Genomic DNA, 25463 nt, shown 5'->3' with positions numbered 1-25463 from the left:
GGGAAGATTTCCTATGCAAGCAATCAACAACATCAACCTCGAATCCCTGGTCGACACCCTGGTCAGCCTCACTGCGGCCTTTATTCTCGGTGGTTTGATCGGTTTCGAGCGTCAGTACCGTCAGCGCACGGCGGGCTTGCGCACCAACGTGTTGGTGGCGGTGGGCGCGGCGATTTTCGTCGACATGGCCAGCCGGCTCGGCGGCGCGGAAGGCGCGGTGCGGGTGGTGGCCTATGTGGTTTCGGGCATCGGTTTTCTCGGTGCCGGTGTGATCATGCGTGAAGAAGGCAACGTGCGGGGGCTCAACACGGCGGCCACCCTCTGGGCGTCGGCGGCGGTGGGCGCCTGCGCGGGTGCCGACCTGGTGCTTGAGGCGCTGTTGGGCACGCTGTTTGTGCTGGCGGCCAACACCTTGCTGCGACCGATCGTCAATAACATCAACCGCCAGCCGTTGGACGTGGTGTCAGCAGAAGTCACCAACATCCTCTATGTGATCGCCCGGCGTACCCAGCAGAAAGCCGTACTGGCCTTGCTGGAAGCGGAGCTGGCACGTTGCAACTATCCGGCCAGCGATGTGGACGTGCGCCCCTTCGGCACGGAAGAAGTGGAGATCGAAGCCACCCTGGCCGTGACGTCCGTGGACGGCGACGAGTTGGACGCACTGGTGGCGCGAATCTCGATGTCGACCCTGGTGGTGCAAGCGTTCTGGAGTCCAAGTACCACCGAGTAGTCCCCGGCTGTAAGGCGCTGTCCCGCGCGAAGCAGACTATGCTGTTACCAGGAAAAGTCCTACAAACAATCGAGATTATACCTTCATTTGATAAGCCACACCGTTGTTAAGGTTGCGCCCTTGCGCCTCAGGAACCAGGGCGCAGCTCAACGTTTTGACCGTGCTTTATCAAAAGGAGGGGTCTGTACTGCCTGAAGTGTCATGCGGAGTAATCAGCACCGTTTGTCGGAACTGTTACTTTTCACAGGTAGTTAGGTCCCGTGTGATATGTAAGCGTACTGATCCCTCGGGGAGTCTTATGAGCAAAGCTTTAATTGTGGATGATCACCCTTTTATCCGTGCCACCGTGAAGTACCTGTTGAAGCAAGAAGGCTTTGATGTAATCTATGAAGCGGGCAACGGCGCCGACGCCATGCAGTGTGCGCGTGAGGAGCGCCCGGACCTCATCATCCTCGACTTGGCCATGCCCAAACTCGGCGGGTTGGAGGTGATCAGCCGGATCAAGGCGCTGGAGCTGCCTTGCAAGATCCTGGTGCTGACCTCCTACCTGGCTGTGTTCTTCTCCACCCGCTGCATGCGCGCCGGGGCCATGGGCTTTGTGGCCAAGACGGGTGAGCTGGACGAGTTGCAAAAGGCGATCCGGGCGATCCGCTCCGGCTACAGCTGCTTCCCCAGCGTGGCCACCAGTTCAGTGCGCCGTGACGATATACAGACTACCGAGCAAGAGCTGGTCGACGCGCTGTCAGACCGCGAATTGACGGTGTTGCAAAAACTGGCCCTGGGCCTGGGCAACAAGGAAATCGCCGAGGATATGCTGTTGAGCCACAAAACCATCAGTACCTACAAGACGCGACTCAAGGAAAAGCTGCGTATGTCTTCGGTGGTGCACCTGTCCAAGTTCGCCCAGCGCAATCATCTGATCTGAAATGACCACCTCCCGGCTGTTGAGATTCACGGCCATCCTGCTGATCGGGTTGTTGCCCTCAGCAGCGATGGCCCTGGACGAGCCACACTCCCTAAGACTCCTCGGCCACGCCACCCTTGAAAACCCAGGCCTGGAGCTTGATGAAAGCGACTGGCGCTGGCTACGCCAGCGACGCACGTTGGTGATGGGGGTGTCGGCGCCGGACTACGCGCCTTTCGACCTGAGCAACAACAATGATTTTGAAGGGATCACTGCTGACTACGCGTGGCTGATCAGCCTCATCTTGAGCATCCCTATCGAGGTTCGACGTTACGACACCCGCGATGAGGTGATCGAGGCCCTCAAGCTGGGCAAGGTCGATTTAGTGGGCTCGGCCAATGGTTACGAAGCCGCCGACAAAGACCTGATACTGTCGCGTTCCTACGCCAATGATCAACCTGTGCTGGTAACCCGCACGGGGGATAGTCATTTACTGGGCGCCGACCTGGCTGGCAAACGCGTGGCGATGCTCTACCACTACATGCAGCCCGACGCGGTGCAAGCCTATTACCCCAAGGCGCAGTTGCTGTTGTATGGCTCTACCCCCCAAGCCATCGGCTCCGTGTCGTTTGGCCAGGCGGATGTGTTCCTGGGGGACGTCATCAGTACCCGTTATCTGATCAACAAAAATCATCTCAATAATGTGCGCATGGCCGATTTTTCCGGGCTGGAGGTCAACCCGTTCGGGTTCGCGTTCACCGGGGATAACATCCGTCTGCTGAATATCATCAATGCGGCGCTGGCCGTGATCCCCGCCAGCCAGCAAATGAGTATCCTGCGCCGCTGGAGTGCTGGAGACAGCGGTTTCCTGGAGGCAGACCGACTGCGCTTGAGCGACAGTGAGCAGCGTTGGCTGGAGAAGCATTCGCGGGTAAAGGTCGCGGTGCTCGACAAGTTCATGCCGTTGTCATTTTTAGATGAGAAAGGGCAGTTCGTGGGGTTGAGCGATGAAGTGCTGTCGCGGATCAGCTTGCGCACAGGCTTGAAGTTCGAGGTAGTGCATGGCAATTCTTTGCCTCGGCAAATTGAAGAGGTCAGCAGCGGGCAAATAGACATGCTCGCGGTCATCACACCCAGCGTCGAGCGTGCCGAAAAGGTCCGGTTTACCCGGCCTTATCTGTCGAATCCCTATGTGTTGGTGGCGCGCGCTGACGATAACCGGCTGCTCACCCTGGAAGATATGCCTGGAAAAAGCCTGGCGTTTATTGGTGGCAACAGCCTCGCCGCGCAAATTGCCCGGGACTACCCAGGTATCAAGTTCGTCGATGTCGAGAACCCTGAAGAGGCCATGGAGTTGGTCGCCAAAGGCAGTGTGGATGCGACCGTCATTTCATTGATCAGCGCACGCTACATGATTGCACGCAATTTCCGAGACCGCCTGCGTATCACCAGCACGATCGGTACGGAACCGGCGCGCATTGCCTTCGGTGTCAACCGCAGCCAACTGGAGCTGTATTCGATCCTCGAGAAGGCTCTGTTGAGTATCACCCCCGAAGAAATGGACGAACTCACTAACCGGTGGCGCAGTGAAATCATCATCGAAGACAGCTACTGGAGCAGTCATCGCAATGTGATCATCCAGGGGTTTGGCCTGGCGGCGTTGTTGTTGCTGGTGACCCTGGGTTGGGGGCTCTACCTGCGCAACCTGATACGCAAGCGTGCTCAGGCAGAACGTGCCTTGAGCGACCAGATGCGGTTCATGAGCGTGCTGATCGACGGCACCCCTCATCCGATCTATGTGCGCGATCGCCAAGGTCGGTTAATGGCTTGCAACAACGCATACCTTGATGTGTTTGGCTTTAAGTTGGAGGACGTGATCGGCAAGACTGTGGTGCAAACCGACACGGGCAACCCGCCGCAGGCCCAGTCGTTCCATGCCGATTACTTGGACCTGATGGAGCGGGGCGAGCCGCAGATCCAGGATCGCGTGCTCAAGGTGCCGGGAGGTGGCGTGCTGACCATTTACCAGTGGATGCTGCCATACCGTGACAGCAATGGTAGCGTCGTGGGCATGATTGCCGGCTGGGTGGATGTCAGCGAACGCCAGCGCCTGCTGGGCCAGTTGCAGGAAGCCAAGGAGGAAGCCGACGCCGCCAACCGGGCCAAGACCACGTTCCTGGCGACCATGAGCCATGAGATCCGCACGCCCATGAATGCGGTGATCGGCATGATCGAGTTGGCCCAGAAAAACGCCGAGCAGGGCCGTGTCGATCAGGACGCGCTAGAGGTGGCGTCGATGGCATCCCGGAGCATGCTGGAGTTGATCGGCGATATCCTGGACATTGCGCGGATTGAAACCGGTCACCTGTCCTTGAGCCTGGAACAGGCCAATCTCCATGAGCTGTTGGCCTCCGTGGCACGGGTTTTCGAGGGGCTCGCGCGGGACAAGGGGTTGCAGCTGCTCGTCGAGCTTGATCCGCTGATCGACCGGACGGTGATGATCGACCCTCTGCGTTTCAAGCAAGTAGTGTCCAACCTGCTGGGCAATGCCATCAAATTCACCACCACCGGGCAGGTACGTCTGGGCGCTCAGAGTGCACCGGCATTGGCCGGTGACCACTTGAACCTCCGGTTATTTGTGGAAGATACCGGGATTGGCATCAGCGCCGAGGATCAGCAGCGCTTGTTCAACCCGTTTATCCAAGGCAGCAACAACGACCAATCGGCGCGCAGTGGCTCCGGCCTTGGGTTGGTGATCAGCCGCAACCTGTGCGAGATGATGGGCGGCCAATTACATCTGAGCAGTGTGCAGGGCAAGGGGACGCGAGTGGACGTGACGTTGGCGCTGGCGCTGACCACCGCAACGGCGGTGTCCTTACCTGTTCAACCTGCACCTGCGACACCTGCATTGAACCTCCTGGTGGTCGATGATTACCCGGCCAATCGCTTGCTGTTGACGCGACAACTGAGCTTCCTGGGGCATCACATCGTCACGGCCGAGGACGGCGCTGAGGGCTTTGCACTGTGGCAGGCCGGGCAGTTTGATGGCGTCATCACCGACAGCAACATGCCCGTCATGGATGGCTACACATTGGCCCGTGATATCCGTGCCCAGGAGCGTCAGCGTGGCCTGGTGCCGTGTCTGCTTCTGGGGTTTACCGCCAACGCGCAACCGGAGGAGACCGAGCGCTGCCGGCAGGCGGGCATGGACGGTTGTCTCTTCAAACCGACCGGCCTTGATGACCTGCGCACGGCGTTGGCATCGCGCACCGCTGCACCAGTGGTGTTGGAGGCCGTGCCGGTATGTGACTTGAGTGCCCTGGTCGCACTGACAGGCGATGATACTGCCGGGCTCAATGAGTTGCTGGCGCCATTGATCGGTAGCCTCGCAGAGGACCGCTTGCTGCTATCGACGCTGCAAGAACACGCGGACTTTGGCAAGTTGCATGACTTGGCTCATCGCGTTAAAGGTGGGGCGCGCATGGTCAAGGCGCCGGCGCTGATCGCGTGTTGTGAAACGCTGGAGGGTGTGTGTGAAAGCCGGGACCGTCATGCATTGGCGGCGTCGGTTGAAGCCATTGGCCACGCCATTGATAGCTTGCATCACAGCCTGAGCGCCCGCATCAAGCAGGCTTGACTGAAGTGGATGGCCATTCGGTGGATTTGGGAGAGTTCCTACATGGAACAGGAACAAACCTGATTTTGTCTTCGGGTTATGTCTGGAAAATGGGCCCCGCTCACTGACGAGCGCTGCCTGCCCAGGGGTTCGCCATGCCAAACAAAGCACTGACCATCCTGATTGCCGATGAACAACACCTGCAACGGCTGTACATCGAGAAGATGCTCAACCGATTGGGATATTTCCGGATCGTACCGGTGGAAACCTTTGAAGAGGTCCAGTTGCTCACCGCCATCCCCGCCCGGCCTTTTGATGTGCTGATCATCAATGCGGGGCTGACGGCCCACGCTTGCGGGCCTCAACCCCAGGCGCACCACGTGCTGGTCTACGATCACCTGGACCTGAGCGCCCGCGCCGACGCAACGCCGGCAGTGCTGGTGCGGCTACCCGGCGTGCCTGACAACGTCAACCTCGAACACTTCATGGACATCATCGACCCACCCGCAGCCACTGCTGGCCTGCGGGTGTTGCCGTGGTTGCGGGAGTTATCCCGTGCGCCCGTGGCCGGGGTTTAGTCCCACTTCGGCGCGATACCTTTGGGGCTGGTCAGGCGATGGCCGCGTTCCAGTTCGGCAATCTGTGCCATGTCGGCAGCGCTCAAGGTCAGTTGCAGGGCCTGGAGGTTGCTTTCCAGGTTGGCGCGTTTGGTGGAGGAGGGAATGACTGCGTAACCCAACTGCATGGCCCAGGCCAGTGTCACTTGCGCCGGGGTCGCCTGATGGCGTTCGGCTATTTGCTGGATCACCGGGTCCTTGAGCACTTCGCCGTAGGCCAGGGTCATGTAGGACGTGATCTGGATACCGTTGGCGGTGGCGAAGTCCACGACCTGGCGGTTTTGCAGGTAGGGGTGCAGTTCGACCTGGTTGGTGGCGATGTTTTCGGCCCCAACGGCGGCAATCGCCTGCTTCATAAGGTCGATTGTGAAGTTGGAAATGCCGATCTGGCGGGTCAGGCCCAGGCGCTTGGCTTCCAGCAATTGGCCCATGAATTCGGCGACAGGCACCTGCTCTTCCGGCGAAGGCCAGTGAATCAGGGTCAAGTCCAGGTAGTCGGTCTTCAGTTTGCGCAGGCTTTCGCGCAGGCTTGGAATCAGCTGGCTTTCGGCGAAGTTGGCGATCCAGATCTTGCTGGTGATGAACAACTCATCACGCGGGATGCCACTGTCGGCAATCGCCTGGCCGACATCGGCTTCGTTCTCGTAGATCTGCGCGGTGTCGATGACGCGGTAGCCGAGTTCCAGGCCGGTACTGACCGAATCGATCACCACCTGGCCTTGCAGGCGGAAGGTGCCAAGGCCGAAGGCCGGGACATTTTGCGTTGGGGTAGACATCAGTAACTCCTGAAGGGGGATGAACAATGGAGTCGAGTATCCGCCCGTCGTTCCTTCGGAAAAACCGCCGAATCCGAAAAGGACTCTTTACCGCAGGTCACGAATGGCACCGCAGTGGGAGGTGAACAGGCGTGTTGTGGAGAAGGGGGCCGTAGCGAGTAAGCTTGTTAGGGTGAGGTGGGCTGTTGTGAGTAGGCTTGTCGTGGCGAGCAGGCTTGTCCTGCGTCGGGCTGCGCAGCGGCCCCATTTGGCTCACCGCGCAGCTTGGGTTGGGACCGCTTCGCGCTCCAGCGCGGGGCAAGCCCGCTCACTACACTGTGCGATGGCCTTGAACTTTTGGGCCAGGTCCAGGACCACTTGGCTGGTGACCACAGCGCATCGGCCAGCAGGATCACGTCCGGGTCCGGCCAGGTGGCGTCCGGGTCGCTGCCGTCGTTCAGTGGGTCGACACGGTGGGAGCTGGTATCGAACAGGTCATCACCAAGCACCTGTCGTTCAAGACCGAACACCTGCACTACGACCTGGGTGAAGACAAGGTGAGCGTCGGTGAGATTCCGGGCAGCGGCGGGGCAGGGACTGGGTATGATTCTTAGTTCAAGAACGATGGGCAGATGTTGCGCGTTGAGTTGAACTGGAAGTTGGACTGACGTTGGCGCCTCAGGCGCAGAGGCTTTCAGCGTGCATCGGCCGCGCGGGGCGGTGTTGATGGCACTCGCCCTGTCGCGGCTTGCGGGTTTTGCGGGTATGGACCGCGTTCCAGAGAGTGAAGTCGAACTGTGTGGCGGAGACGACATTTTCCTGGATCAGTGTGATGGGGGGCGGGTTGGCTGCAGTTGAGTAGTGAGTATTCAGCGTGACCTCCAGTGTGTCCTTGTCTCGGTAACCGCTGAGTATGGGGATCAGCGTGAAGGCATGATCGACACCTTCGGACTCGGTCGGTGTGCCTGCGAACAGTACGATTCCGACATAGACCTTGCGATCGTTCAAGCTGAACATGCACGGCCTGCACTGCACGATGGACTCTCTCAGCAAGATTCTGAAAGGCGTGCCCTCAAGGACACCCAGCGCCAGCAGCGTGTGGAGCTGGACGTCTGTTTCCAGTTGCAATATTTTCTTCTTCGCGCCCACATAGAACGCTGACCAGAAGAAGGGAATTACCAGTGCCGTCAGGCCAACCTGCATCAGGAAAACCCACAGCGTGCCGTTTTTTTCGCTGGCAATATCAAGTTGCACCAATAGCGTGCCCAAGTAGTTGCTGTAGTCTGTTGCAACCAAATGACCCAGAATCGGGAGCGCTTGTTTTGACATTGCCAGAATGGCCGCACTCAGGAGGGTCGAAACGATCAGGCAAGCCATTTCCATTCTGGCTACGTGCAAATAGAGCAGTTGTCCTTGGAAACGGTGCAGCCTTACGTAGAAAAAGGGGTGCCTGATGCAGACCATGTATCCGCTGACCAGTAAGGGAACGATGATCAGCAAACCCATGAATGATCAGCCTCCATTTTACGTATCTGGTCTATGGCGTCCTTGTAACCCGGCGACTCCAGCACTTCGCAGGCATCCAGGCCGACGCCTCCGTACACGACTTTCCAGGTTTTGCGGGACTTGACCTCTTTCGCACGCTCCCGCTCATCCTGGGTCGGCTTCCCGAACAACAAATGCAATAACGACATGGCGACACCCTCGCAGAGAAGTAGCCATTTTTATAGCAAGTGAAAGGGCCCCTCACCATTGATGGCCGCCTTGCCACTGTCGCCAGTTCCCGTAGGAAACGTCTCCATTTGTATGGGTGGCCTAAAACGTCGGCGGTGTAATCACCCAAATCACAAGGGTTTCCACCTTGCCAGGGTTGCCGTAGCGATGGGGCTCATGGCTGGCGAAGCTGAAACTGTCACCGGCTTCCAGCAGAAAGTGTCGCTCTCCTACCCACAACTCGAACTGGCCGCTCAGTACGTATCCCGCTTCTTCGCCTTCATGGCTGTAGCTCTGCTGGCTATAGGTGCCGGGCGGGAAGCTTGATTGCAGCATTTCCAGTTGGTGGTTGGGCAACGGCGTCAGCAATTGGTCGACGATGCCGTCTTCGTAGTGAATGCTTTGACGGTTGCCTTTGCGCACCACGTAGCCTTCGTCCTCGGCAGCGGGCACGGTTTCGCTGGCGAAGAACCACTGGATGGTCACGCCCAGGCTTCGGGCAATATTGAACAGGGCCGGAATTGATGGATACGCCAGGTTACGCTCCAACTGGCTGAGGTAACCCGCCGTCAATTCGCTGGCCTGCGCCAGGGCCGTGAGGGTCAGGCCACGGGCCTTGCGCAGCCCACGAATGCGCGTGCCGAGAAACAGTTGCTGGGGATTGTCTGTCACAGGTTCCACGCTAGCTTGAGTCCTTCGTAGATCGCCTCTTCGGCGGTGCGCGGGGCCAGGCAGTCGCCGATGCGATCAAAGGGCACCAAGCCTTGCAACTCCGCGCCCAGAGTGTCCACCGGCTGGTGGCCCTGGCACAACACCAGGGTGCCGATATTCTCCAGCAGCATTGGCTCGCCGCTGGCGGTGTGTTGCAGGTAGACCGTGGTGTCATCGCAGCCGTATAGGCGGGCGTAAGGGATGATCGGGATGCCCAGCCGATGCAGTTCTCCGGCCATTTGATCACGGACATACAGCGGCAGGTTTTCCCCACAGTGCGTGCCATTGACCGCCAATTGCACCTGATGGCCGGCGCGCACCAGGCGCTCGGCAATGCCGGGTCCGATCCAGTCGCAACGCCAGTCGACGACCACCACCGAGCGGCCCAACGTGACCTGCTCGCGCAGCACCTGCCATGCGTCCACCACTTGCAGTTCGCCGCCGCGTTCGAAGGCCGGCCAATAAGGCTCGGCACCGGTGGCAATGATCACATGATCGGGCTGTTCCTGTTCCACCAGCGCACGATCGACACGGGTATGGCGCACCACGCGTACACCGGCCAGTTCCATTTCACGTTGCAGGTTGGTACTGGCCCCGCCGAATTCGCTGCGCCGTGGCAGCAGTTGGGCCAGCAACACTTGCCCGCCGAGTTGACCGCTGGCTTCGTACAACGTTACCGCATGCCCGCGTTGCGCGGCGACTGCCGCTGCTTTCATGCCCGCCGGGCCACCGCCCACCACCATGATGCGTTTGGGCTTCACTGCCTGTTGCAACTCACCAAACACCAGCTCGCGGCCGGTCTCGGGATGCTGGATACAGGAGATCGGCAGCCCTTTGTGAAAGTGACCGATGCAGGCTTGATTACAGGCGATGCACGCCCGTACATCTTCGGCACGGCCCTCAAGGGTCTTGGCCGGCATCAGTGGATCGCAGATCAACGCACGCGTCATGCCGCAGACATCGGCCTGGCCCCGCGCCAATATCAGCTCGGCTTCCTGGGGCTGGTTGATACGCCCGGTGACGAACAGCGGAATCGACAGACTGGCCTTGAACGTCGCCGCCTCGTTGGCGAGGTACGCAGCGGCAATCGCCATGGGTGGCACGATATGGATCGCGCCGCCGAGTGACGCTGATGTACCTGCGACGATATGCACGTAATCCAGCTGGGTTTGCAGGTGTTGAACGGCTTCCAGGGACTCGTTTTCAGTGAGGCCTTCGGCATCGCGTTCATCGGCAGAAATGCGCAGCCCGATGATGAACTGTTCGTCGGTGGCGGCCCTGACGGCTTCGATGATTTCCCTCAAGAACTTCAGTCGATGCTCAAGAGAACCGTTGTAATCATCGGTACGCCGGTTTACCCGAGGATTGAGAAACTGCGCCGGCAGATACCCATGGCTGGCGACCACCTCAACCCCATCGATCCCGGCCTCATGCAAGCGCCTCGCTGCCGATGCATAACCCGCGACGATCTCGTCGATCATCGCCTGGTCCAGCGCCCGTGGCATCACGCGAAAGCGTTCATTGGGCACGCCCGACGCCGAATACGCCACGGCGAGCAGACCATCGGCAGACTCCATGATTTCGCGCCCCGGATGGAAGATCTGCGACAACACCACAGTGCCGTGGGCATGGCAGGTCTCGGCCAGTTCGCGGTAGCCGTCAATGCAGCTGTCGTCGGTCGCCATCAGCACATGGGAGGTATACCGCGCACTGTCATGCACCCCGGCCACCTGTAGCACGATCAACCCCACGCCGCCCTCGGCACGTGCGCGGTGATAGGCGATCAACTGCGCATTGACCCGGTTATCGATGGGCATAGAGGTGTCATGCCCGCTGGACATGATGCGGTTTTTCAGGCGTTTGCCACGCAGTTCCAGCGGTTCGAACAGATGGGGAAAGGTCGGGTGCGACATGGTGCAGATACTCCAGGCGCTGTTATTGTTATTTTTCTATAGGAGGCGAGCGCCAGTAAAAAATCAACTTGTTTTTTTACTGGCGACTGGATTAGCGTCGCCTTCATCAACCCCGTGCCTGGAGAATAAAAATGACTCACTCCACCGAACAGCAGCTGCGTGAACAGCTCGCCGCCTGCTACCGATTGATTGCGCACTACCGCATGAGCGATCTGATTTTCACGCATATTTCGGTGCGTATCCCGGGGCCCGAGCATCACTTCCTGATCAATCCCTACGGGCTGATGTTCGACGAAATCACTGCATCAAGCCTGGTGAAGATCGGCCTGGACGGTCACCCCGTGGAGCCCTCGGCTTACGCGGTCAACCCGGCGGGCTTCGTGATTCACAGCGCGATTCATGGCGCCCGCGAAGACGCCCAGTGCGTGCTGCACACCCACACCCGTGCCGGCTGTGCGGTGGCGGCCTTGGAGTGCGGGTTATTGCCGGTAAACCAGATATCCATGGAGTTCTACGGCAAGGTCGCCTACCACGACTACGAAGGCGTGGCCCTGGACATGGATGAGCAACAGCGGCTGGTGCGGGACCTGGGCGACAAGCCGGTGCTGATGTTGCGCAACCATGGTTTGCTGACGGTGGGCGAGACCGTCAGCCAGGCGTTCCTGCGCATGTATTACCTGGAAAAGGCCTGCGATATCCAGATCGCCGCCCAGGCGTGCGGCCAGCTGGTGCTACCGTCCGCCGAGGTTTGCGCCTACACCGAGCAGCAATTCAACAACCCTGGGCGACCGCTGGCAGAGGGTGAGTTGGTCGACCTGGACGCCATGCAACTGGCCTGGGCGGCGTTACTGCGGATGCTGGATCGGGTGTCGCCGGGCTATCGCGACTGAGGTAGAGTCGTGATGCCGACTCAATCGTAGGAATTTGCCGCATGACCCAGGAATCCCGTTTTTCCCGGATGGACCCGGAAGTGCGCAAGGCCAATCTGGTCCAGGCCACGCTCACGTGTCTCAAGCGTGATGGTTTCCAGGGGGCGTCGATCCGCAAGATCAGCGCCGAGGCCGGGGTGTCGGTGGGGCTGATCAGCCATCACTACTCGGGCAAGGACGAGCTGGTGGCCGAGGCCTACCGCACCATCACCGACCAGGTCATGAGCCTGCTGCGCGAAACCATGGCCAAGGCGCCGCCGAACCCGCGGGAGCGCCTGTCGGCGTTGTTCCGTGGCTCGTTTTCCGCCGAATTGCTTGACCCGCACCTGCTGGATGCCTGGCTGGTGTTCTGGGGCGCGGTCAAGACCGCGCCGGCGATCAACCTGGCTCACGAACACTCCTATGGCGAGTACCGCACCATCATGCGTTCGGCCCTGACCGACATGGCCAGGGAGGAGGGCTGGAAGCACTTCGACGCCGATCTGGCCGCCATCGGCCTGAGCGCACTGCTCGACGGGTTGTGGCTGGAGTCGGGGCTCAACCCCGGTACGTTCACACCGGAGCAGGGTATCCAGATCTGCGAGGCCTGGGTCGATGGTCTGCAGGCCGGTGGTCGCCAGCGTTATCAGCTCAAGCCCTGAGCCTTCTGCGGCCGCCTGAACGCAAGGTTCAGGTCGGCCATTTCCCCTTCTGAAAATATTTGCAGTTTGCCGATTGCCTTCTTACTGAACACTTGTTTAGTATCGCCTCATGTCGCACCCCTCAAGCCAACTAAAATAATTCGAGGAAGCCATGACTACCGATTCGTCCGTGCTCACTCAAGTGCAAGCTGGCGTTGCCTGGATCACCCTCAACCGTGGCCCACAGCGCAACGCCTTGGACATCCCCACCCTCAAGCACCTGCACGCCTTGCTTGATGCCTTCAACACCGACCCTGCGGTGCGCGTGGTGGTATTGACCGGCAACGGTCGCAGCTTCTGCGCCGGTGCCGACCTGGCCGAGTGGGCCGACGCCGAAGCCCGTGGCGCCCTCGAAACCTACGGCTGGACCGAAACCGCCCACGCCTTGATGACCCGCCTGCACAGCCTCGACAAACCCACGATTGCCGCCATCAACGGCACCGCCGTCGGTGCGGGCATGGACCTGACCCTGTGCTGCGACCTGCGCGTCGCCGCCCAATCGGCGCGCTTCAAGGCCGGTTACACCAGCATGGCTTATTCGCCTGACGCCGGCGCCAGTTGGCACTTGCCGCGCCTGATCGGCAGCGAGCAAGCCAAGCGCCTGCTGTTCCTTGACGAGCTGTGGAGCGCCGACCGCGCCCTGGCTGCCGGCCTGGTCGGTGAAGTGGTCGCGGATGATCAACTGCACGCCCACACCGCCGAACTCGCCACGCGCCTGGCCAACGGCCCGACCTTCGCCTTCGCCCAGACCAAGACCCTCATCCGTGACGGCGCCGAGCGCAGCCTGCCCGAGCAACTGCAGGCCGAACTGGCCGCTGGCCTGTTGTGCGGACGCAGTGCCGATGGCGCCGAAGCCTTGCGTGCCTCCCTGGAAAAACGCCTCCCGAATTTCTCCGGCCAATAACAACAACACCCCGAACAGGTAGCGCCATGAATTTCCAACTCAGCCAAGAACAAGACATGTTGGTGGACGCGGTACGCAGTTTTGTTGCCAAGGAATTGTTGCCCCATGAAGAGGCGGTAGACCGTGCCGATGAGGTCTCGCCGGAGCTGGCTGCGCAGATTCGCGACAAGGCGATTGCTGCCGGTTTCTACGCCTTCAACATGCCGGAAGAGGTGGGTGGTGGTGGCCTGGACTACCTGTCCCAGGCGCTGATCGAGCGTGAGTTGTCCAACGTTTCCTGGGCGTTGCATGTGTTTGTCGCGCGGCCGTCCAAGATCCTGATGGCGTGCACGGGCTCACAGATTGGCGACTACCTGTTGCCCTGTGTGCAAGGCAAGAAAATCGACTGTTTTGCCTTGACCGAACCCGGCGCCGGTTCCGACGCCAATGCCATCAAGACCCGCGCCGTGCGCAGTGGCGATGACTTCGTGATCAACGGCAGCAAGCACTTTATCAGCCATGCCGGGCACGCCGATTTCGCCATCGTGTTTGCGGTCACCGATACCTACGAACACAACGGCCGACAGCGCAACGCGGTGACTTCATTCCTGGTAGATCGGGGTACGCCTGGCATGACCATCCGCCGTGGCCCCAAGTGCGTGAGCAACCGGGGTTACCACACCTACGAAATGTTCTTCGACGACTGCCGCGTACCGGCGTCCAAGGTACTGGGCGAAGTGGGCAAAGGCTGGGAAGTGGCCAACGCCTGGCTCACCGCTGGCCGTGTGATGGTGGCCGCCAACTGCGTCGGCCAGGCCCAGCGCGCGCTGGATGTGTCGTTGCAATGGGCGGCGGACCGCAAACAGTTCGGCCAGCCGATCGGCACCTACCAAGGCGTGAGTTTCAAGCTGGCCGACATGGCCACGCAGATTCGCGCGGCTGAACTGTTGACCCTGCACACCGCCTGGAAAATGGACCAAGGCAGCATGACCGACGGCGAGGCCGGCATGGCCAAGCTGTTTGCCAGCGAAACCCTGGGCAAGGTTGCCGATGAGGCGGTGCAGATTTTCGGCGGCATGGGCTTGATGGATGAAGGGCCGGTTGAGCGAATCTGGCGCAATGCGCGGATCGAACGGATCTGGGAAGGCACGTCGGAAATCCAGCGCCATATCATCGCCCGTGAACTGTTGCGTCCACTGTTGCGTTGAGCGGCGAGGAGAGCGTATGTCCCAGGCTATTCGCGACAACCTCAAGCGCCTGCTGGCGCCCCGGCATCTGGCGTTCGTGGGTGGACGCAGCATGGCGCGCGCGCTCAAGCGCTGTGCCGACGGCGGCTTTACCGGGCCGATGTGGCTGGTCAACCCGCAACATGACAGCCTCGATGGCATCCCCTGTGTGCGCCGCGTGGCCGATTTACCCTGTGGGCCGGACGCGGTGTTTATCGCCATCAACCGAGAGTTGACGCTGACCTGCGTGGCTGAACTGGCCGCTATCGGCACCGGTGGCGCCATTTGCTACGCCTCGGGTTTTGCCGAAACCGGCGCCAGCGGCGCCGCCATGCAGCAGCAGCTCTTAAAGGCTGCGGGCGATATGGCCTTGCTCGGCCCCAACTGCTATGGCCTGCTGGATTACCTGCACAGCGCGGCGCTATGGCCCGTGGCCCACGGCGGCAAGTCGGTGGAGAAGGGCGTGGCGGTGCTCACCCAGAGCGGCAACTTCGCCTACAACCTGTCGATGAGCGACCGTTCGCTGCCGGTGGCCTACATGGCCTCGGTGGGTAACCAGGCACAACTGGGCGTTGCCGAATTGATGGACGTATTGCTCGACGAGCCGCGCGTCACCGCCATCGGCCTGCACCTGGAAGGCTTGAAGAATGTGCCCGGTTTTGCCCGGGCAGCGCACAAGGCGCTGGAGAAAGGCATTCCGGTCATCGCGCTGAAAACCGGCGTGTCGCAGATCGGCGCTGAACTGGCCTTGAGTCACACCAGTTCATTGTCCGGCTCCGACGCGCTGTACGACAGCCTGTTTGCGCGCCTGGGCGTGATCCGTGTGAGCGGGCCGGTAAGTTTTGTCGAAACCCTCAAGGCGGCAGCCTGCGGCAATCTTCCAGCGGGCAACCGCCTGATTGCACTGGCCTGTTCGGGTGGCGATGCGGGGCTGATTGCCGACTATGCCGAACGCAATCATCTGGCCTTGCCGAAACTGGACGAAAAGCAACGCAGTGAACTGGCCCAGGTGCTGCCCAGCTACGCCAACCTGGTCAACCCGCTGGATTTCACCACCGCCATCTGGGGCGACCGTGATGCCCTGAACACGATGCTCGACACCGCGCTACGAACCGACGCCGATGCCGCCATGCTGGTGCTGGATTACCCTGCCGAGTTCACCGGCGAGCGCAAGGAGTGCGACCTGTTGCTGGAGCTGTTTTGTGCGGCGCTCGGCCGGCATGGCAAGACCGGATTTGTCACCTCGGCGTTTCCCGAACTGTTGCCGGTCCATGCCCGCGAGCGTCTGCATGCTCAGGGGATCGCCGCGCTGCAAGGCGTAGAGGATGCACTGGCGGCTTGGGGGCGGATTGCCGACTACCAGAGCAACCGGTGCGTGTTGCTGGAGCGAGGCGAGTCGATCCTCGAACCCTTGTGCCCAAAAGCCCTGGATGACAGCGGCGGGGCGTTGGACGAGTGGGCCTCCAAGCAAGCCCTGCGGGCATTCGGCCTGACCACACCGGCTGGCGTGCTGAGTACGCCGGGAAGGGCGGTCAGTGATGCAGAACTGGTCGGCTATCCGTTGGTGCTCAAGGCGGTCAGCGCGCAGTTGCCGCACAAGACCGAGGCCGGTGCCGTGGTGCTGAACCTGCAGAACGGCATGGCCCTGACCGCCGCACTTGAGCAGATGCGCGAGCATCTTTGGGCTTATGCGCCGCATGTCGTTTTCGATCAATTGCTGTTGGAGTCGATGGCGACGCCGCCATTGGCCGAGTTGATCGTGGGCATCAAGCGCGAAAACGACTTTGGCCTGGCCCTGGTCATCGGTGCCGGCGGCATCCTGGTGGAACTGCTCAAGGACAGCCGCAGCCTGTTGTTGCCAACCACCGACAGTGCCATCCGCAACGCCTTGCTCAGCCTGCGCAGTGCCGCGTTATTGCAGGGTTTTCGCGGGCGTGAAGTGGCGGATCTGCAGGCGCTGGTGGCGGCCATCCGGGCCGTGGCCGACTACGCCTGCGCCAATGCTGGGCAATTGCTGGAGCTGGATGTGAACCCATTGTTGGTCAATGCCCAGGGCGCCACGGCGGTCGATGCGTTGATCCGTCTAGGAGATGAACATGCGCGATAACACCCTGACCGGCGGCCAGGCCCTGGTGCGGTTGCTGGCCAATTATGGCGTCGACACGGTCTTCGGCATTCCCGGTGTGCACACCCTGGAGCTGTATCGCGGCCTGCCCGGCAGTGGCATTCGTCATGTACTCACGCGGCATGAGCAAGGTGCCGGCTTTATGGCTGACGGCTACGCGCGGGTCAGTGGCAAGCCGGGGGTGTGTTTTGTGATCACCGGTCCCGGCGTGACCAATGCCGCCACCGCGATTGGCCAGGCGTACGCTGATTCGATTCCGATGCTGGTGATTTCCAGCGTCAACAGCACGGCCAGCCTCGGCAAGGGCTGGGGCATCCTGCATGAGACCCAGGACCAGCGCGCGATCACGGCGCCGATCACTGCGTTTTCGGCGGTGGCACTGAGTGCTGAGGATTTGCCTGAACTGGTCGCCCGCGCCTACGCCGTTTTCGACAGCGAACGACCGCGGCCGGTGCATATCTCTGTGCCACTGGACGTGTTGGCCGCGCCGATCCTGCGCGACTGGAGCAATGAGGTCGTACGCCGCCCTGGTCGTGGCTTGCCGTCCGCCGAAGCCTTGGATCAGGCCGCCGCCAAGCTCGCGACAGCCAAGCGACCCATGATCATTGCCGGTGGCGGCGCGTTGGCGGCGGGCGAGGCTTTGCAGCGCTTGAGCACCCAGTTGGCGGCGCCGTTCTTCACCAGCGTGGCCGGCAAGGGTTTACTGCCCATCAATGACCCGCTGAATGCCGGTTCCACCCTGTGCGTCGAACCCGGCTGGCAACTGATCAGCGAGGCGGATGTGGTGCTGGCAATCGGCACGGAAATGGCCGACACCGACTATTGGCGTGAGCGTTTGCCCCTCAACGGCGAGTTGTTGAGGGTGGATATCGATGCGCGCAAATTCAATGATTTCTACCCCTGTGCCGTGGCACTGAAAGGCGATGCACAGCAGACCGTGCTCGCCTTGCTGGAGCGCCTGCCGGCCACAGCGCGTGACGCTGAAGCCGCCGTCTCGACAGTGAGGGTGTTGTGGCAGGCAGTCGAGTTGGGGCACGGCCCCTTGCAGTCCATCCACCAAACCATTCTCGACCGTATCGAAGCCGAATTGCCGGCCGATGCGTTCATCAGCAGCGACATGACCCAACTGGCCTACACCGGCAATTACGCCTACCGCAGCCGTGCGCCGCGCAGCTGGTTGCATCCTACGGGCTACGGCACCTTGGGCTACGGCCTGCCCGCGGGTATCGGCGCCAAGTTTGGCGCGCCACAGCGGCCGGGTTTGGTGCTGGTGGGCGACGGTGGTTTCCTCTACACCGCCCAGGAACTGGCCACCGCCGTCGAAGAACTGGACAGCCCGTTGGTGGTGCTGTTGTGGAACAACGACGCGCTTGGCCAGATCCGCGACGACATGTTGAGCCTCGATATCGAGCCCATCGGCGTGCTGCCGCGCAACCCGGATTTCGCGCTGTTCGCCCAGGCGTTCGGCTGCACCGTGAACCAGCCCCGCACCCTGGATGAATTGCAGACGGACCTGCGCAACGCGTTCAAACGCAATGGCGTGACCTTGATCGAGTTGAAACATGCCTGTGCCTGTTGACCTTTAGAGAGACAAGACCATGAGCGAAAACAACAACAAAATGACTCAAGCGATGCACCGCCGCGACTTTCTCAAACACAGCGCCGTGGCTGGCGCGGTGGCTGCGGCGTTCTCCATGGGCTTGCCGTTGCAGGCCTTTGCCGCCGACGCCACGCCCAAAGCGGGCGGTGTATTGCGCCTGGGCCTGGCCGGTGGCAGCACCACCGATTCCCGCGATCCGGGTTCCTGGGTCGATACCTTCACCTTTGTCGGTTTCTCGGCGGTGTACAACACCCTTACGGAAATCGCGGTGGACGGCAGCGCGATTCCCGAACTGGCCGAGCGCTTTGAATCCACACCTGATGCGCGGGTGTGGACCTTTCACTTGCGGCCTGGCGTGACCTTCCACAACGGCAAAAACTTGACCGCCGACGACGTGGTGGTCTCGATCAATCATCACTTGGACGCCAAGTCCACCTCCGCCGCCAAGACCGTGTTGGGTGATGTCGCCAGCGTGAGCGCCCAGGGCAGCGATGCGGTGGTGTTCGAGTTGCATTCGGGTAACGCCGACTTTGCGTATGTCGTCGCTGATTACCACTTGGTGATCATGCCCGCCAAGGACGGCGTGGCGGACTGGCAAGCCGGTGTGGGTACCAGCGGCTATCGTCTTAAAAGCTTCGAACCCGGCGTGCGCATGGACCTGGAACGCAACCCAGACTATTGGAAACCCGGTCGCGCGCACTTCGCCAGCGCCGAGTTGCTTGCCATCGCCGACGGCGCCGCGCGGGTCAATGCGCTGGTCACCGGTCAGGTGGATGTGATCAACAAGGTCGACCTGAAAACCGTGGCGCTGCTCAAGCGCAACCCCGGCCTGGTGATCGAAGAAACCAAGGGCGCGCAGCACTACACCTTCCCGATGCTGTGCGACAGCAATGAATTCAAGAACAACGACATCCGCATGGCCATGAAACATGCGATCAACCGCGAGACGTTGTTGGCCTCCGTGCTGCATGGCTACGGCCTGGTGGGCAACGACCACCCGATCCAGCCCGGCAGTCGCTTTATCAATGGGGCCCTGGAGCAGCGCACCTACGACCCGGACAAGTCGCGTTTCTACCTGCGCAAGGCCGGTGTGGAGTCGCTCAAGGTGCGTCTGCAGGCTTCCGATGCGGCTTACACCGGTGCGGTGGACGCCTCGGTCTTGTTCAAGGAGCAGGCACGCCAAGCGGGTATCGACATCGATGTGGTGCGTGAACCAGCCGACGGGTTCTTCTCCAATGTGTGGATGAAGCAGCCGTTCACCACCTCGTTCTGGTACAGCAGCCTGACCGCCGACCGCATGTTCAGCATCGGCTACGCCAAAGGCGCGGCGTGGAATGAAACCCATTGGGACAACCCGCGTTTCAACCAACTGCTCAACGCCGCCCGTGGCGAGATGAACGCGCCGTTGCGCCAGGAGATGTACAACGAAATGCAGGCCCTGTGCCGGGATGACGGCGGGGCGATTGTGCCGCTGTTTGCCAGCTCGGTGGCGGCGCGTTCGAACAAGGTCAGCCACGGGCCGCTGACCGCGCCCTATGGTGAGTTGGATGGGCTGCGGTTGATCGAACGGTGGTGGCAGGCCTGAGGAGTGGCACCATGAATAGCCTGTTGAAGTTGGTCCTGCAACGCCTGGCCCTGGGCGTGCTGTCGTTGTTCGCCGTGTCGGTGATCATCTTTCTCGCCGTGGGCATGCTGCCGGGGGATATTGCCCAGGCTATGCTCGGGCAGTCCGCCACGCCGGAAACCGTGGCGGCATTTCGGGCGCAGTTGGGCCTGGATCTGCCGCCGTTCACGCGCTTTGCGCAATGGCTGCTGCGCCTGCTGCACGGTGACCTGGGCGCGTCGCTGGCCAATCAGCGACCGATTGCCGATTTGATCGGTGCGCGATTGGGTAACACCCTGAGCCTGGCTGCATTGGCGGCGTTGGTCTCGGTGCCCACGGCGCTGGTGCTGGGCATGCTGGCGGCGCTGTACCGCAACAGCTGGTTCGATCGGCTGCTCAATACCTCGGCGTTGAGCGCCGTGTCGTTTCCGGAGTTCTTCGTTGCCTACCTGCTGATCTTGGTGTTCTCGGTGAAACTCGGCTGGTTCCCCAGCCTGTCCAACCTGGCGCCGGATGCCACGTTTGGCACGATTCTGGAACGTTCGGTGCTGCCGGTGGCAACCCTGAGCCTGGTGGTGATCGCACAGATGATGCGCATGACCCGCGCGTCCCTGATCAACCTGCTCGCCAGCCCCTATATCGAAATGGCTCGCCTGAAGGGCATCCGCCAGTCGCGGATTATCTGGCGGCATGCGCTGCCCAACGCGCTGGCGCCGATCGTCAACGTGATCGCGCTGAACCTGGCGTATCTGGTGGTGGGGGTGGTGGTGGTCGAAGTGGTGTTTGTCTATCCGGGCCTCGGCCAGTTGCTGGTGGACTCGGTGTCCAAGCGCGACATCCCGGTGGTGCAGGCGTGCAGCCTGATCTTTGCCGCCACTTATATCCTGCTCAATACCGGGGCGGACGTGTTGTCCATCGCCAGCAACCCACGCCTGATGCATCCCAAGGGGTAGTCCATGAACCTGTTGAGCCAAGTGGCCCGCGCGCCGTTGAGCGCCAAGTTCGGCTTGCTGATTATTCTGTTGTACATCGCTGTGGCCGTGTTTGCGCCGTTGCTGGCGCCCTATGGCGAGACCCAGGTGGTGGGCGAGGGCTTTGCGCCCTGGAGCGGCCAGTTTCTGTTGGGCACCGATAACCTGGGGCGCGACATGTTTAGCCGTTTGGTCTACGGCGCGCGCAACACGCTGGGTATCGCCTTCCTGACCACCACGTTGGCGTTTTTGCTGGGGGGCTTGAGCGGCTTGGTGGCGGCGATCAAGGGCGGTTGGATTGACCAGGGCTTGTCGCGGGTGGTGGATGTGCTGATGGCGATCCCGCAACTGATCTTCGCCTTGCTGATTCTCAGCGTAGTGGGCACCAACGCCACGTCGTTGGTGTTGGTGATTGCCTTGCTGGATTCAACGCGGGTGTTTCGCTTGTCCCGGGCCGTGGCAATGACCGTGGTGGTGCAGGATTTTGTCGAAGCCGCCCGTCTGCGTGGCGAAGGCCTGTGGTGGCTGGTTACCCGCGAAGTGTTGCCCAACGCCGCCGCGCCGCTGATTGCCGAATTCGGCCTGCGCTTCTGCTTTGTGTTCCTGTTCATCAGCGCGTTGTCGTTCCTCGGCCTGGGTATTCAGCCGCCCACTGCCGACTGGGGCAGCATGGTGCGTGACAACGCGGTGTTGATCACCTTCGGCGACATCAGCCCGTTGCTGCCGGCCCTGGCGGTGGCGTTGATTACCGTCAGCGTGAATTTTGTCGTCGACTGGATGCTGCACAAATCCAGCGGCCTGAAGGAGTGTTGAGGATGGACAAGCCATTGCTGGAAATCCGCAACCTACAGATCGAAGGGCATTACGAAGACGCCTGGCACCCGCTGATCAAGGGCATTGATCTGACCCTGCAACGCGGCGAGGTGCTGGGTTTGATTGGCGAGTCGGGGGCGGGTAAATCCACCCTGGGGCTGGCGGCGATGGGGTATGCGCGGGACGGTTGCCGCATCACCGGTGGTTCGGTGTGTTTTGACGGTATCCAGTTATTGCAGGCCAGGCCCGAGGCGCTGCGCAAATTGCGCGGCCTGCGCATTGCCTATGTGGCGCAGAGCGCGGCGGCGTCGTTCAACCCCGCGCATCGCCTGATCGACCAGCATGTGGAGACGGCGGTGATCAACGGTGGCATTGATCGCGCCCAGGCCGAGCGTGAGGCGGTGGAACTGTACCGTGTGTTGCGCCTGCCCAACCCGCAAACCATCGGCCAACGGTATCCCCATCAAGTCTCCGGTGGGCAATTGCAGCGGGTCATGACTGCAATGGCCATGGCCTGCCACCCGGACCTGATCATCTTCGACGAGCCCACCACGGCCCTCGACGTCACCACCCAGATCGAAGTGCTGGCGGCGATCCGCGATGCGGTGAAAACCTACGGCAGCGCCGCGCTCTACATCAGCCACGACCTGGCGGTGGTGGCGCAGATGGCCGATCGCATCATGGTGTTGCGCCACGGCAAGCTGGTGGAAGAGGCGGACACCCGCAGCATGCTCAGCCAGCCGCAGCAGGACTACACCAAATCCCTATGGGCGGTGCGCAGTTTTCGCACCGAGCCCAAGGCCTGTCCGGACCAGCAAGTGCCGTTGTTGGAGGTGCAGCAAGTGAGCGCCAGTTATGGGCATCAGCCGGTGCTGCACGACGTGTCGATGAAGCTCTATCGCGGCCAGACCCTGGCGGTGATCGGCGAGTCGGGCAGCGGCAAGAGCTCCACGGCGCGGTTGATTACTGGGTTGTTGCCGGCCACGGCGGGGCAGGTGCTGTATGACGGCGAGGCATTGCCGGCCGACTTTCGTCAGCGAAGCAAGGAGCAATTGCGGCGGATCCAGATGATCTACCAGATCCCCGACACCGCCCTGAACCCGCGCCAGCGCATCGTCGACATTATCGGCCGGCCGCTGACGTTTTACCTGGGCCTGAAGGGCAAGGCGATGCGCGCTCGCGTTGCCGAGTTGCTGGAGATGATCGAGTTGGACCCGGCGGTGTTCATGGAGCGCCAACCGAGGGAGTTGTCCGGCGGCCAGAAGCAGCGCATCTGCATCGCCCGCGCCTTGGCGGCCGACCCGCAACTGATCATCTGCGATGAAGTCACTTCGGCCCTGGATCAGCTGGTGGCCGAGGGCGTGCTGAAGTTGCTCAACCGCCTCCAGCGGCAACTGGGCGTGGCCTATCTGTTTATCACTCATGACGTCGCCACCGTGCGTGCCATTGCCGATGAAGTGGTGGTGATGCAGCGGGGCAGGGTGGTGGATCAGGGCAGCCGCAGCGAGATTTTCACCCCGCCGTACCAGGACTACACCGGGCTGTTGTTTTCATCGGAGCCCGAGATGGACCCGGATTGGCTCGATCACTTGCTGGCCCAACGGGCGGCGCACACCGTTTGAGGAGTTTGTATGAAGGTTCTGATTGTTCACGCGCACCCTGAGCCACAGTCATTCACTGCGGCCTTGCGCGATCAGGCGGTCGCCACGCTGGAGGGTCAGGGGCATGAGGTAAAGACCAGTGATTTGTACGCCATGCAGTGGAATCCGGTGGCGTCGGCAACGGACTTTTCGACGCGGGAGAATCCCGATTACCTGGTGTATGCCTTGGAGCAGCGCCTGGGGGTGAAGAAGCAGTCAATCGCTGCGGACATCCAGGGCGAGTTGGACAAGCTGCTGTGGGCTGATCTGCTGATCCTCAACTTTCCGATTTTCTGGTTCTCGGCGCCGGCCATGCTCAAGGGGTGGATCGACCGGGTGCTGGTGTCGGGTGTGTGTTACGGCGGCAAGCGCTTTTACGATCAAGGCGGCCTGGCAGGTAAGCGCGCGATGGTCACGGTGACCCTGGGCGGGCGCGAGCATATGTTCGGTGAGGGCGCGATTCATGGGCCGCTGGAGGACATGTTGCGGCCAATTCTGCGCGGGACGTTGGCGTATGTGGGGTATGACGTGCTGCCACCGTTTGTGGCGTGGCATGTGCCGTACATCAGCGACGAGGCACGGCGGGATTTCCTGGTGGGGTATGAGCAGCGGCTGCAAGGGCTGGCGGACGAGCAGCCCTTGGTGTTTCCGAAGCTTGAGCAGTTTGATGAGGCGCTGTACCCGCTGTAGCAGCGCCTTGATCGCTTAGCCTTGGGTGCGCAACCGCTGCGCTGCACTGCGCAGCAGCTGCTCAGTGCCACTCCAGCCCAGGCAGCCATCGGTCACCGACACACCGTACTTCATCGACGCACTCAGTGGCTGGCAGCCTTCGAACAGATGGCTTTCAAGCATCATGCCGATCAGCGTGGTGTCGCCCTGCAACCGCTGTTCCAGCACCTCGTTGAACACCGCTGGTTGGCGCAGCGGGTCCTTGCCGCTGTTGGCGTGGCTGCAATCGACCATGATGCGCGCCGCTACCTTGGACTTGGCAAGATCGTGCTTCACCTGCGCCACGCTTTGCGCGTCGTAGTTCGGCCCACGGTGCCCGCCGCGCAGTACCAGGTGCGTGTCGGGGTTGCCTGGGGTCTGGATGATCGCCGGGTGGCCCTGGCTGTCGACACCGAAGTGACGGTGCGGATGGGACGCCGAGCGCATCGCGTCACAGGCAATCGCAACGCCGCCGTCGGTGCCGTTCTTGAAGCCCACAGGCATGCCCAGGCCGCTGGCCATTTCGCGGTGGATCTGCGATTCGGTGGTGCGCGCGCCAATCGCGACCCAACTGAGCAGGTCATCGAAGTAGCCGGCTGCCATAGGTTGCAGCAGCTCAGTGGCGACTGGCAGGCCCAGGCGCAGCATTTCGCGCATCAGTTCGCGGGACAGGGTGAGGCCGGCGGCCATGTCATCACTGCCATCCAGGTGAGGATCGTAGGCCAGGCCTTTCCAACCGATGGTGGTGCGCGGTTTTTCGACGTAGGCGCGGATCACCAGCAGCATCTGGTCGCCGACTTCCAGCGCGAGTTTCTTCAGGTTGCGCGCGTATTCCATGGCCGATTCCGGATCGTGGATCGAGCACGGGCCGACAATCACCAGCAAACGCGAATCTTCGCCATTGAGGATGGCGCGTACGGCTTGGCGATGGGCGTGGACTTGTTCGTTGAGGAACGGGCTCAGGGGCAGTTGGTGCTTGAGCTCAAGGGAGCTGGGCAGGCGCTGGGTCAGGGCTTCGTTGGCGCTGGTCAGTGCAGAGATTGGCAGAGCGGCGGTGGCGGAGTTCATATTCAAGGCTTCCTGGGCAAGCGGCGGGCTGTTCCCGCGCGCTCTGCCCTACTGGGGTGTTCGACAATTGGCCGTATTGGCTACGTGTGCTGGCTTGCCACCAAGAGGTGACCGATCGGAGGCGGCAGGCTGTCCCGAGCGGAGCTGGCTAAATCGCCATGCGGTGGAGGTGTCGTAGCGGTAATAGGTGGCGTAGTTCATGTCGTGTGTCCTTTAAGTGTTCTTCAAAAAGTTTTAGAGGCTGAAAAAACAAAACCC

At 61.3% G+C, this 25463-nt stretch carries 22 protein-coding genes; 16 read left to right on the top strand and 6 right to left on the bottom strand.

The window, feature by feature from the left end; genetic code table 11:
• Positions 1 to 13: 13 nt before the first annotated feature.
• The 4 genes from ACP7EW_RS25625 to ACP7EW_RS25610 all read left to right on the top strand — a co-directional run bounded on the left by ACP7EW_RS25625 (position 14) and on the right by ACP7EW_RS25610 (position 5828).
• On the top strand, positions 14 to 730 hold the full coding sequence (locus ACP7EW_RS25625) for an MgtC/SapB family protein (RefSeq protein ID WP_033902087.1): 717 nt from the start codon (positions 14 to 16) through the stop codon (positions 728 to 730).
• Between the two features lie 298 nt (positions 731 to 1028).
• Positions 1029 to 1655 (top strand): response regulator, encoded by a 627-nt coding sequence (locus tag ACP7EW_RS25620; RefSeq protein ID WP_426220815.1) that lies wholly within the window; start codon positions 1029 to 1031, stop codon positions 1653 to 1655.
• A gap of 1 nt (position 1656) precedes the next feature.
• Positions 1657 to 5271: a transporter substrate-binding domain-containing protein gene (locus ACP7EW_RS25615; RefSeq protein ID WP_426220813.1), complete on the top strand. Its 3615-nt coding sequence runs from the start codon at positions 1657 to 1659 to the stop codon at positions 5269 to 5271.
• 134 nt (positions 5272 to 5405) lie between these two features.
• The gene (locus ACP7EW_RS25610) at positions 5406 to 5828 is read left to right on the top strand and encodes a chemotaxis protein CheY (RefSeq protein ID WP_426220811.1); all 423 of its coding nucleotides are present in this window, start codon (positions 5406 to 5408) and stop codon (positions 5826 to 5828) included.
• Here the strand turns inward: ACP7EW_RS25610 and dkgB are convergent.
• Positions 5825 to 6643, bottom strand: coding sequence for a 2,5-didehydrogluconate reductase DkgB (dkgB, locus tag ACP7EW_RS25605; RefSeq protein WP_426220809.1), 819 nt, complete (start codon positions 6641 to 6643; stop codon positions 5825 to 5827). The genes ACP7EW_RS25610 and dkgB overlap by 4 nt on opposite strands.
• Before the next feature lie 452 nt (positions 6644 to 7095).
• Here dkgB and ACP7EW_RS25600 point away from each other — a divergent pair, with 452 nt between their 5' ends.
• Positions 7096 to 7236 carry a hypothetical protein gene (locus ACP7EW_RS25600; protein WP_426220807.1) on the top strand — a complete coding sequence of 47 codons (141 nt, stop codon included), beginning with the start codon at positions 7096 to 7098 and terminating at the stop codon, positions 7234 to 7236.
• Positions 7237 to 7300: 64 nt separating this feature from the next.
• Here the strand turns inward: ACP7EW_RS25600 and ACP7EW_RS25595 are convergent, their stop codons facing one another.
• The 4 genes from ACP7EW_RS25595 to ACP7EW_RS25580 form a co-directional block, all read right to left on the bottom strand.
• Positions 7301 to 8128, bottom strand: coding sequence for a hypothetical protein (locus tag ACP7EW_RS25595; protein WP_426220805.1), 828 nt, complete (start codon positions 8126 to 8128; stop codon positions 7301 to 7303).
• Positions 8116 to 8316 (bottom strand): hypothetical protein, encoded by a 201-nt coding sequence (locus ACP7EW_RS25590; protein ID WP_426220803.1) that lies wholly within the window; start codon positions 8314 to 8316, stop codon positions 8116 to 8118. The genes ACP7EW_RS25595 and ACP7EW_RS25590 overlap by 13 nt, the downstream gene beginning before the upstream one ends.
• A 121-nt stretch (positions 8317 to 8437) precedes the next feature.
• Positions 8438 to 9016, bottom strand: a complete 579-nt coding sequence (locus ACP7EW_RS25585; protein WP_177111467.1) for a cupin domain-containing protein — start codon at positions 9014 to 9016, stop codon at positions 8438 to 8440.
• Positions 9004 to 10959 (bottom strand): FAD-dependent oxidoreductase, encoded by a 1956-nt coding sequence (locus ACP7EW_RS25580; protein ID WP_426220801.1) that lies wholly within the window; start codon positions 10957 to 10959, stop codon positions 9004 to 9006. Before ACP7EW_RS25580 ends, ACP7EW_RS25585 begins: the two co-directional genes overlap by 13 nt.
• 131 nt (positions 10960 to 11090) lie before the next feature.
• Between ACP7EW_RS25580 and ACP7EW_RS25575 the strand changes: the two genes are divergently transcribed.
• From ACP7EW_RS25575 to ACP7EW_RS25525, 11 genes are all read left to right on the top strand, one after another.
• Positions 11091 to 11849 carry a class II aldolase/adducin family protein gene (locus ACP7EW_RS25575; RefSeq protein WP_426220799.1) on the top strand — a complete coding sequence of 253 codons (759 nt, stop codon included), beginning with the start codon at positions 11091 to 11093 and terminating at the stop codon, positions 11847 to 11849.
• A 41-nt stretch (positions 11850 to 11890) separates the two neighbouring features.
• Complete coding sequence (locus ACP7EW_RS25570; protein WP_038851358.1) at positions 11891 to 12529, top strand: TetR family transcriptional regulator C-terminal domain-containing protein; 639 nt, start codon at positions 11891 to 11893, stop codon at positions 12527 to 12529.
• 151 nt (positions 12530 to 12680) lie between these two features.
• Positions 12681 to 13472 (top strand): enoyl-CoA hydratase/isomerase family protein, encoded by a 792-nt coding sequence (locus ACP7EW_RS25565; protein WP_426220797.1) that lies wholly within the window; start codon positions 12681 to 12683, stop codon positions 13470 to 13472.
• Between the two features lie 26 nt (positions 13473 to 13498).
• Entirely contained in the window at positions 13499 to 14659 is a 1161-nt protein-coding gene (locus tag ACP7EW_RS25560; RefSeq protein ID WP_038851362.1) for an acyl-CoA dehydrogenase family protein, read from the top strand.
• 16 nt (positions 14660 to 14675) lie between these two features.
• The gene (locus tag ACP7EW_RS25555; RefSeq protein WP_426220794.1) at positions 14676 to 16784 is read left to right on the top strand and encodes an acetate--CoA ligase family protein; all 2109 of its coding nucleotides are present in this window, start codon (positions 14676 to 14678) and stop codon (positions 16782 to 16784) included.
• Complete coding sequence (locus tag ACP7EW_RS25550; protein ID WP_426220792.1) at positions 16774 to 18381, top strand: 5-guanidino-2-oxopentanoate decarboxylase; 1608 nt, start codon at positions 16774 to 16776, stop codon at positions 18379 to 18381. The genes ACP7EW_RS25555 and ACP7EW_RS25550 overlap by 11 nt, the downstream gene beginning before the upstream one ends.
• A gap of 19 nt (positions 18382 to 18400) precedes the next feature.
• Complete coding sequence (locus tag ACP7EW_RS25545; protein WP_426220790.1) at positions 18401 to 19987, top strand: ABC transporter substrate-binding protein; 1587 nt, start codon at positions 18401 to 18403, stop codon at positions 19985 to 19987.
• Positions 19988 to 19998: 11 nt separating this feature from the next.
• Positions 19999 to 20958, top strand: coding sequence for an ABC transporter permease (locus ACP7EW_RS25540; protein WP_095017575.1), 960 nt, complete (start codon positions 19999 to 20001; stop codon positions 20956 to 20958).
• 3 nt (positions 20959 to 20961) lie between these two features.
• Positions 20962 to 21789, top strand: a complete 828-nt coding sequence (locus ACP7EW_RS25535) for an ABC transporter permease (RefSeq protein ID WP_028619646.1) — start codon at positions 20962 to 20964, stop codon at positions 21787 to 21789.
• Between the two features lie 2 nt (positions 21790 to 21791).
• On the top strand, positions 21792 to 23411 hold the full coding sequence (locus tag ACP7EW_RS25530; protein WP_426220788.1) for an ABC transporter ATP-binding protein: 1620 nt from the start codon (positions 21792 to 21794) through the stop codon (positions 23409 to 23411).
• Positions 23412 to 23420: 9 nt separating this feature from the next.
• The gene (locus tag ACP7EW_RS25525) at positions 23421 to 24119 is read left to right on the top strand and encodes an NAD(P)H-dependent oxidoreductase (protein WP_426220786.1); all 699 of its coding nucleotides are present in this window, start codon (positions 23421 to 23423) and stop codon (positions 24117 to 24119) included.
• A 15-nt stretch (positions 24120 to 24134) separates the two neighbouring features.
• On the opposite strand, the gene ACP7EW_RS25520 is transcribed toward ACP7EW_RS25525, so the two are convergent.
• A complete protein-coding gene (locus ACP7EW_RS25520; RefSeq protein WP_426220784.1) occupies positions 24135 to 25205 on the bottom strand; it encodes a 3-deoxy-7-phosphoheptulonate synthase in 1071 nt (356 codons plus the stop codon).
• Positions 25206 to 25463 lie beyond the last annotated feature (258 nt).

Source organism: Pseudomonas sp. DWRC2-2 (assembly GCF_049897885.1).
Taxonomy (GTDB): domain Bacteria; phylum Pseudomonadota; class Gammaproteobacteria; order Pseudomonadales; family Pseudomonadaceae; genus Aquipseudomonas; species Aquipseudomonas azotoformans_A.
The sequence above is the reverse complement of the archived record's forward strand: the minus strand, read 5'-3'. Positions and strand labels throughout refer to the sequence as shown.

Excerpts from the sequence above, each read along its gene's own strand:
- ACP7EW_RS25625 (WP_033902087.1), top strand. The coding sequence starts at position 14 with ATGCAAGCAATCAACAACATCAACCTCGAATCCCTGGTCGACACCCTG.
- ACP7EW_RS25620 (WP_426220815.1), top strand. The coding sequence starts at position 1,029 with ATGAGCAAAGCTTTAATTGTGGATGATCACCCTTTTATCCGTGCCACC.
- ACP7EW_RS25615 (WP_426220813.1), top strand. The coding sequence starts at position 1,657 with ATGACCACCTCCCGGCTGTTGAGATTCACGGCCATCCTGCTGATCGGG.
- ACP7EW_RS25610 (WP_426220811.1), top strand. The coding sequence starts at position 5,406 with ATGCCAAACAAAGCACTGACCATCCTGATTGCCGATGAACAACACCTG.
- dkgB (WP_426220809.1), bottom strand. The coding sequence starts at position 6,643 with ATGTCTACCCCAACGCAAAATGTCCCGGCCTTCGGCCTTGGCACCTTC.
- ACP7EW_RS25595 (WP_426220805.1), bottom strand. The coding sequence starts at position 8,128 with ATGGGTTTGCTGATCATCGTTCCCTTACTGGTCAGCGGATACATGGTC.
- ACP7EW_RS25590 (WP_426220803.1), bottom strand. The coding sequence starts at position 8,316 with ATGTCGTTATTGCATTTGTTGTTCGGGAAGCCGACCCAGGATGAGCGG.
- ACP7EW_RS25580 (WP_426220801.1), bottom strand. The coding sequence starts at position 10,959 with ATGTCGCACCCGACCTTTCCCCATCTGTTCGAACCGCTGGAACTGCGT.
- ACP7EW_RS25575 (WP_426220799.1), top strand. The coding sequence starts at position 11,091 with ATGACTCACTCCACCGAACAGCAGCTGCGTGAACAGCTCGCCGCCTGC.
- ACP7EW_RS25570 (WP_038851358.1), top strand. The coding sequence starts at position 11,891 with ATGACCCAGGAATCCCGTTTTTCCCGGATGGACCCGGAAGTGCGCAAG.
- ACP7EW_RS25565 (WP_426220797.1), top strand. The coding sequence starts at position 12,681 with ATGACTACCGATTCGTCCGTGCTCACTCAAGTGCAAGCTGGCGTTGCC.
- ACP7EW_RS25560 (WP_038851362.1), top strand. The coding sequence starts at position 13,499 with ATGAATTTCCAACTCAGCCAAGAACAAGACATGTTGGTGGACGCGGTA.
- ACP7EW_RS25555 (WP_426220794.1), top strand. The coding sequence starts at position 14,676 with ATGTCCCAGGCTATTCGCGACAACCTCAAGCGCCTGCTGGCGCCCCGG.
- ACP7EW_RS25550 (WP_426220792.1), top strand. The coding sequence starts at position 16,774 with ATGCGCGATAACACCCTGACCGGCGGCCAGGCCCTGGTGCGGTTGCTG.
- ACP7EW_RS25545 (WP_426220790.1), top strand. The coding sequence starts at position 18,401 with ATGAGCGAAAACAACAACAAAATGACTCAAGCGATGCACCGCCGCGAC.
- ACP7EW_RS25540 (WP_095017575.1), top strand. The coding sequence starts at position 19,999 with ATGAATAGCCTGTTGAAGTTGGTCCTGCAACGCCTGGCCCTGGGCGTG.
- ACP7EW_RS25535 (WP_028619646.1), top strand. The coding sequence starts at position 20,962 with ATGAACCTGTTGAGCCAAGTGGCCCGCGCGCCGTTGAGCGCCAAGTTC.
- ACP7EW_RS25530 (WP_426220788.1), top strand. The coding sequence starts at position 21,792 with ATGGACAAGCCATTGCTGGAAATCCGCAACCTACAGATCGAAGGGCAT.
- ACP7EW_RS25525 (WP_426220786.1), top strand. The coding sequence starts at position 23,421 with ATGAAGGTTCTGATTGTTCACGCGCACCCTGAGCCACAGTCATTCACT.
- ACP7EW_RS25520 (WP_426220784.1), bottom strand. The coding sequence starts at position 25,205 with ATGAACTCCGCCACCGCCGCTCTGCCAATCTCTGCACTGACCAGCGCC.